This window comes from Chamaesiphon sp., assembly GCF_041738855.1.
GTDB lineage: Bacteria > Cyanobacteriota > Cyanobacteriia > Cyanobacteriales > Chamaesiphonaceae > Chamaesiphon.
In genome coordinates, this window is record NZ_JBGSPA010000221.1 from 1 (window position 1) to 6,615 (window position 6,615).

Consider the following 6,615-nt stretch of genomic DNA (forward strand, 5'->3'; position numbering starts at 1 on the left):
TGAGACTGCAATTGCAATCTCTTTTTTGGTGATGAATCTTTCTGCACTGCTACGGCAGTTTTTTGTCTTTTTTTATATGCACTTTAAATCTCAACATCTCTCAGCTATTTTTATATCATTATGATTAGACAAAGTTATAGATCGGGCAATCATGTTAATAAAAACTAATTTCTCAAATTTTTTCCATTACTAATCAATTTTTGGAAGACTATTCTCCTACTTTTTCAGCAAGCCCTAAGTACTGCTGCGAGTTCTCGATGCTCTGTATCGGTCATTTCATGTGCGTATGCTTTGGAGTCGCCACGCGAACCATGTGGGTAAGGGGGGTCGCAATAGAACAGCGTATCTGCACTATCATACCGTCGGATGACATCGATCGCGGGTGCATTCTCGATTTGAACGCGCAATAGTCTTTGAGCGATAAGTGATAAATCGTCGATACTCCCCAGCCACCGAGACACCGCACCTGACATTCCGGCGCGACTGGTTAATAGGCAATGCGCCCAACGTCCCGCGCTGGATGTTTGAGCTAGTCCGGTTCGGACTTGTCTAGCACACACGAAAAAACGTCGAGCGCGTTCTAGTTCGGTCATTCCTGCTGTCTGGCGTTGGCTGGCTAATCCTAGTTCTTCACGGGAGAAAGGTGTTAAACCGATGGCTTCAATCAGAGGCTCCTTTTGGTCGCGGAGGACGCGAAAAAAATTCACGACTTCGCTGTGGATATCGTTGTAAGTTTCAACGGGAGATGGTGGGCGATTGATGATGACAGCGGCGGAGCCACCAAATACGTCGCAAAAATGTTGTGATGGTGGTAATAAGGGTAAAAGCCCTGATTGACTGACAAAAGTTTAATTAGCCCAGATGTGAGTGGTGGCTCTAAACTCAATTCGGTAAGTTTTTTTCTGATATTGTAGGTGAGAAGCCTGGGCAGGTTCGGGGTCAACATTAGTAGAAAAAGAAATCGCAGAAATTAAATTCCAACCCTTGTTGAGAGCTTGTTTAACCCAGCTCCAGCCAATTTTTAGATAGCTAGAACCTCGATGCCAATGTGGATCTACACAGCGACGCTGACCATTAGTAACCACTTCGACACCTTGAGCAGTCAAAAACAAAGTAGTCATTGCCAAGACCAAGCATAATCGAGATAAAGCTGGAGCGGAACGGAGTTTAGAGTCTTCGAGATTAAATCCAGAGGATTTATCATCTAGAAAGTTCTCCTCGATCGTAAAACGAAAGCCATATTCCCGAAAAGTCTGGAGAGTAGTAGACTCAGTGCTAATAATGTACCAGTGTTCACCAGAAGTAGCTTCCCAAGCAATGGCTAGATGGACATCTGTGAGCGAGTTATGTTTGTGAATTTGAACGTTGTGAATCAGTTTTGCCTCACCGATGGCCACCGGAAATTGACTGACTCGCTGCCACCCCTGACGAGGATGACGGAGCCAAAAATTGCCCTTAATCCGAATGCGACAGTGCCAGCCTAATTGTCGGACATAGCGAATTAATTCGGCATTGGCAAATCCTCGGTCAGCTAAGAGAATGACTTTAGCCTGGATTGGCAGTAGTTTGGCAATACGCTTGAGTAGGTCTTGATAAGTCTCAATTTTGACACTACTACTTTTATGTTTGAGTACTCGCCAACCCACTGGAATCCCTCGGCCTAGATGCACTACACAGACCCGACGAATGATGCAATATTCATCCCATAACATGCTGGTATCAAAACTCAGATAAATTTCTGAGTCTTTCCAATTGGCAAATACTGCTTTGACCACTGGACTATACAATTTGGCTGGGTTGATGCGGGAATTATTTACCCACCGAGATAACCTTCTTTGCGTGCTTTGAGCTATTTGTGCTTTGGTGCTTACATGGTCGATCCATTTGGTCAGATTTACTTTTCCCTCTGCAATTAAGCCAACCATCATCCAACACATTACTCCTAAATGTCGAACATCTGACCACTGAGTGTATTGACCTGCGAATTCAATTAGTTGATGATGAAGACGAGAGGGGTTTTCGAGCATTTCGATTCATACTGGTTTTTTGGTTAAAAACAGTTTACCCCCTCTTTTTCTCTCTAATCCAGTCTGAGTCAGCTTTTTTCTCGATCTTGACTGACTTTTGTCAGTCAACCAGGTAAAAGCCAGTCGAGGTGGCTATATTTTCCGCCATACCAGCCAAATGCGATCGATTTTCCCATAGTCTCTAGTTTTGATTTATTCCCATCGTAGTTGAATTGGGTATGCAGTGAAAGCAGCATCACAGCTAACTAAGGTGAGCGAATTATTAATGGCTTGAGCGATTAAAATCCTGTCGAACGGATCGCGATGATGGAGCGGTAGATTCATTACCCGAACCGTATCGGCGAAAGAAATAGGTAATAAGCTAATTCCAGCAGGTTCCAGACTAGCTTCGATCGATTCATAGTTCGATCGCAGTGACAACTTACCGATGCTTAATTTAATCGCGATTTCCCATAGACTAGCGATACTAATGTAAACTCGATCTGCTGTTTCAATTTCTGTTTTTATCGATTTAGGTAATTTAGAGTCATCCTCTGAATACCAAATAAACGCATGGGTGTCCAAAAGTAGATTAGTCACTCCATATACTCCTGAAAATCTTCTAATGGCTCATTAAAGTCTTCAGCTAGTGGTAAAGCAAATGTACCCTTCAGAAAACCTGCTTGCCGCTTTTTCTGTGGTTGAGAAGTGCTTTTCGTATGAGTTTCTAGCAAAAACTGAGTATAGTGGAGGACTTCTTGCTGAAGTGAGTCTGGTAGTTTATGAAGATATTCTAGGATTGTGGTTTCTATCATTGGATAACCTCATTACTATGGATCTCAACTCGATCGTCCGAACATACTAGAATTTTGCATCATGCTAACGTGGTGATGCAAAATTCTAGAGAGAGTAGCGATCGGAGATCGCTCTATAGAGCCTGTCTGCAAATTTATTGCATCTATTTATTCTTAACTTATCGAGAATTTGCAATGGCGATATTGACGTTTTCTTTAGATTACGAGATTGCTCTTCTAGAACATTTATTAATGATTCATCGCCACAATCGTCGCAAAGAGCTAACAAAAAATCATCTGGATTCAACACCAAAAGATTATAATCTCGATAAGATATGACCGGAAAGTTTTTGAGATTGTATGTAACTAGATAATCTACGCCAGCAACAATAGCAGCAGCCAACACATGGAGATCTTTAGGATCGTTGGTCATGGACTCGATTAAATTTAAAGGTGCATCGATAAAGCTTTGAGGGAAAGCTTTTCTGACTTGTTGTTGAAAGTGGTCTTCTCTTTCTGGAGTAGATAACTGTTTCTTAATGCGGTTGCGGCTGACCTCATCTAAAATCTCCTCAGAAAGATAAAGTTGAAAAACTCCTTGAAATGCAGCAGTAAATAAAGTATCTTTAATGGGCATTCCAAATATAGTGCAGGCATCGAGCAAAGCTTTTTTAGTCATTCATCTATGCTCGCCATCACCGATAGAATATAGTTATCTTCATATCCCCCCTCCTCTTCTGTCATTGCAATAATTTCTCGCAGACTTTCAGCACGGATTTTATCTTGCGGCTGTAGAGATTCACCCGATAAGCTGCGCTCTTGACTGACTACCGAAATTGATTCTCCAGCCAAGATTGCTCTAACTATTATTTGCAGTCTGCGATTGACTTCGGAGGGCGATCGACCGAGATATTCTAATAGCTGTGATAGCTCGACGCGATCGCTTTCACTCTGTGGTGGATGGATCGAAATGGGATAGGAAATGTTGGTCATATCAGATCTAAAGCTTGTTTAGTCCTCTCTGTATTCCCATTATACCAATACGGGTGAATCGATCGTCCGGTAAGAGCCAGTCGAGGTGACTATATTTGCCGCCATACCAGCCAAAAGCGACCGATTTTCCCATAGTCTGTAGTTGAATCTCACCGAAAAGTGATGTTTAGCAGAGTAGTCATATTATCGCTCAATTAATAACTCCCGCATGTAAATCCCCTCCTCGGAGGGGTGCCCGAAGGGCGGGGTGGGTTAGATCTACGCTTGCACTCTCTCCCTCCGAATGGTTGAAATTGGGTGGAGTACTTTCGATCGAGTCTTCTAATTCTAACTCCTGAGATCGATCGCAATTCTCGATCGAGTCTTCTAGTTCTGACATTTCCAGTAAAATCAAACTATGGATTTAGTGTACCCGCGATCGATAATTAGTGAGTGAGTCGCGAAGATCTGACCCACCCCGCCCTTCGGGCACCCCTCCGAGGAGGGGATTTTATTAACTTGTGGGTTGGGAATGGGAACACTAGTTGAAAGCATGAATATTCCCACCTCAGCCGCTCCAGCTATGAGTTATTGCATCAACCCTACCTGCCCCGCTCTAGACAAAATAGCCCCACTACCAACTTCTGTATGTCCTGTGGGGCAAAGATCCTGCTCAAGGATCGCTATCGCGCTCTGAAGCTATTAGGACAAGGTGGGTTTGGCAAAACCTTCAAAGCAGTGGATGAAGACCAACCCCGTAAGCCGTTGTGTGTCATCAAACAGTTTGCATTTAGCAACAATCATCCCGAAACCAGACAGATTACACTCAATCTGTTCCAATGTATCGATGCTTTTTAAATTAGATCGTGTAAGTCTGTGCCTTGTAGACGATATTGTGACTCCAGAAAAGATATCGCAGGATTACTTCGGAATTCGGCAAGTTCCCCATCTCCTTTTTGAATTCGATCGAGTGCTATTTTAGCTTCTTGTCTAACATTTTCGTGTTCATCTTGAAGACAATCTATCAAAGATGGAATAGATCGCTTGTCTTTGATTTGACCTAAAGCGACTATTGCCAAGTAACGATTTTCCCAATAATTTTCATTGAGAATCGGTAGTAAAAAATCTACTGATTTAAGGATACCTGTTCTACTTAAATACATAGCTGCATTATGGCTTAATTGGCGATTGTAATGCTTATCTGCTGGAGAATTCTTCAAAAAAGTACTCAACACTTCTACTAATCTGATATCCTGAGAAAATCTTAATGTGTCTGCCAGCTCTGAAATAACGGTTATGGACAATCGTTCATCGCAGATGTATGGAGGAAGTTCATTTTGAATTAGATGGATATTTCTCAGTGATAAATCCACCCAATAACTAGCATTATATTTTCTCCATATTTCCCAATATTTATCTTTATTTTCAATTAATCTACCTCGATCGTCTACCGTACAAGCATTTTCATAGCATTCGGCAATTGTCACCATCATATCTGTCAAGCTGGCATATTTTGAATAAACAATATCTACTCCACCTTTGAAATTCCAAAACACAATAGGGTAAGATTTTCTGTTTTGATTTATCACTATATATCCTTCCACACATTCCATTGCATCGAAGAATTTTAGCGAATTGTTATCATAGCGGTTAGTCAATAAATTGTCTACATTTACATCTGCAAGAATATTACTTCTTTTGAATCGATAGTTACTAACGGCAGATTGTAAATCCAGAAAGCTAGCTGCACATTGCTGTCCAAATCCTTCACCAAAATTAAACAACCAATCCGACAGATAAGTAATGCCAGATTGACCACCATTTCTCCATTGATATAACTCGATTACTTCTGGCGGTAATTGTTCTGGAAAATCCTTGGTAATTTCTGCAATTTCCGATCTTGATAAACCCGACCTCAGTTGAGGATAAAATTGAGTATCGATTGGTGTCGTTGCACCCAAACACCAATATCGATGAGACAATTCAGGACGTTGGCGTTGTTTTTCGTGTAACCAATTTAATATTCTATCTAGAGCCTCTGTTAAAACGGTCATTACGCTTACTTCTAAAAATCTTATATTTTGTTATCTATTAATTTGCTTTGAACTGCGATCTGTAATCCATTGCTCGATCGAACCCACCACCATTTCCATATTCCGCTTCACATCAGCATCCGTAAACCTTAAAAATCTCACACCCAGAGATTCTAACCGTTCTTGTCTAATGTCATCATTAACCTTTGCTTCCTCGCCATCATGACTGCTACCATCAATTTCAATCGCTAGCTTCAAATCCTTACAATAGAAATCGACGATATATCGATCGATCGGACGTTGCCGATCGAAATCATAACCCCGCATCTGCTTCCGTTTCAAGCGTTGCCACAACAACACCTCACCCAAAGTCATATTCTGCCGTAACTTCCGCGCCAACTCCTTCAAATACCGCTCATAATCAATAATCTCCCTCCTCAAAATCCCCTCCTCGGAGGGGTGCCCGAAGGGCGGGGTGGGTAGATCTCCGCTTGCACTCATAAAACCCGAATGTTTGGGATTCAATGGCATACTTTCGATCGATCCTTCTAATTCTAACCGCTGAGATCGATCGCAATTCTCTAATTCTGGTTCTGACATCGATCGAATAATCAAATTACAGATTTAGTGTACCCAGGGTCGATCGAATTAGTGGGTATCGAAGGTTGAACCCACCCCGCCCTACGGGCACCCCTCCGAGGAGGGGATTTTTCATGCGGAGGGTTTTAGACTTCGGCTAGCTTTCTGACCTCATCCACCGAGATAGTTCGACCTTCATCTTCAAAACCAGAAATCTGGTCAAAATTCAAA

The 6,615-nt window shown here is 42.0% G+C and carries 8 protein-coding genes and 1 pseudogene; 1 reads left to right on the plus strand and 8 read right to left on the minus strand.

Annotated features, from left to right (window positions below; translation table 11 throughout):
• Window positions 1-230: 230 nt before the first annotated feature.
• The 6 genes and pseudogenes from ACEW9I_RS24550 to ACEW9I_RS24575 form a co-directional block, all read right to left on the minus strand.
• Window positions 231-827 (minus strand): annotated as a pseudogene (locus ACEW9I_RS24550) (DNA adenine methylase); the annotation flags it as partial.
• Between the two features lie 21 nt (window positions 828-848).
• Entirely contained in the window at window positions 849-2,027 is a 1,179-nt protein-coding gene (locus ACEW9I_RS24555) for a transposase (RefSeq protein ID WP_373542960.1), read from the minus strand.
• A 192-nt stretch (window positions 2,028-2,219) separates the two neighbouring features.
• A complete protein-coding gene (locus ACEW9I_RS24560) occupies window positions 2,220-2,606 on the minus strand; it encodes a type II toxin-antitoxin system VapC family toxin (RefSeq protein WP_373542961.1) in 387 nt (128 codons plus the stop codon).
• Entirely contained in the window at window positions 2,603-2,821 is a 219-nt protein-coding gene (locus ACEW9I_RS24565; protein ID WP_373542962.1) for a DUF2281 domain-containing protein, read from the minus strand. Before ACEW9I_RS24565 ends, ACEW9I_RS24560 begins: the two co-directional genes overlap by 4 nt.
• Before the next feature lie 85 nt (window positions 2,822-2,906).
• On the minus strand, window positions 2,907-3,479 hold the full coding sequence (locus ACEW9I_RS24570; protein ID WP_373542963.1) for a putative toxin-antitoxin system toxin component, PIN family: 573 nt from the start codon (window positions 3,477-3,479) through the stop codon (window positions 2,907-2,909).
• Window positions 3,476-3,793 carry a hypothetical protein gene (locus ACEW9I_RS24575; RefSeq protein ID WP_373542964.1) on the minus strand — a complete coding sequence of 106 codons (318 nt, stop codon included), beginning with the start codon at window positions 3,791-3,793 and terminating at the stop codon, window positions 3,476-3,478. The genes ACEW9I_RS24570 and ACEW9I_RS24575 overlap by 4 nt, the downstream gene beginning before the upstream one ends.
• 627 nt (window positions 3,794-4,420) lie before the next feature.
• On the opposite strand from ACEW9I_RS24575, the gene ACEW9I_RS24580 reads away from it, so the two are divergent.
• Window positions 4,421-4,630: a hypothetical protein gene (locus tag ACEW9I_RS24580; RefSeq protein WP_373542965.1), complete on the plus strand. Its 210-nt coding sequence runs from the start codon at window positions 4,421-4,423 to the stop codon at window positions 4,628-4,630.
• Here ACEW9I_RS24580 and ACEW9I_RS24585 read toward each other — a convergent pair.
• Both ACEW9I_RS24585 and ACEW9I_RS24590 read right to left on the minus strand, forming a co-directional pair.
• Window positions 4,627-5,826, minus strand: a complete 1,200-nt coding sequence (locus ACEW9I_RS24585) for a HEAT repeat domain-containing protein (protein ID WP_373542966.1) — start codon at window positions 5,824-5,826, stop codon at window positions 4,627-4,629. The two genes, ACEW9I_RS24580 and ACEW9I_RS24585, sit on opposite strands and share 4 nt — an antisense overlap.
• A gap of 30 nt (window positions 5,827-5,856) precedes the next feature.
• Window positions 5,857-6,306 (minus strand): endonuclease domain-containing protein, encoded by a 450-nt coding sequence (locus tag ACEW9I_RS24590; RefSeq protein ID WP_373542967.1) that lies wholly within the window; start codon window positions 6,304-6,306, stop codon window positions 5,857-5,859.
• Window positions 6,307-6,615 lie beyond the last annotated feature (309 nt).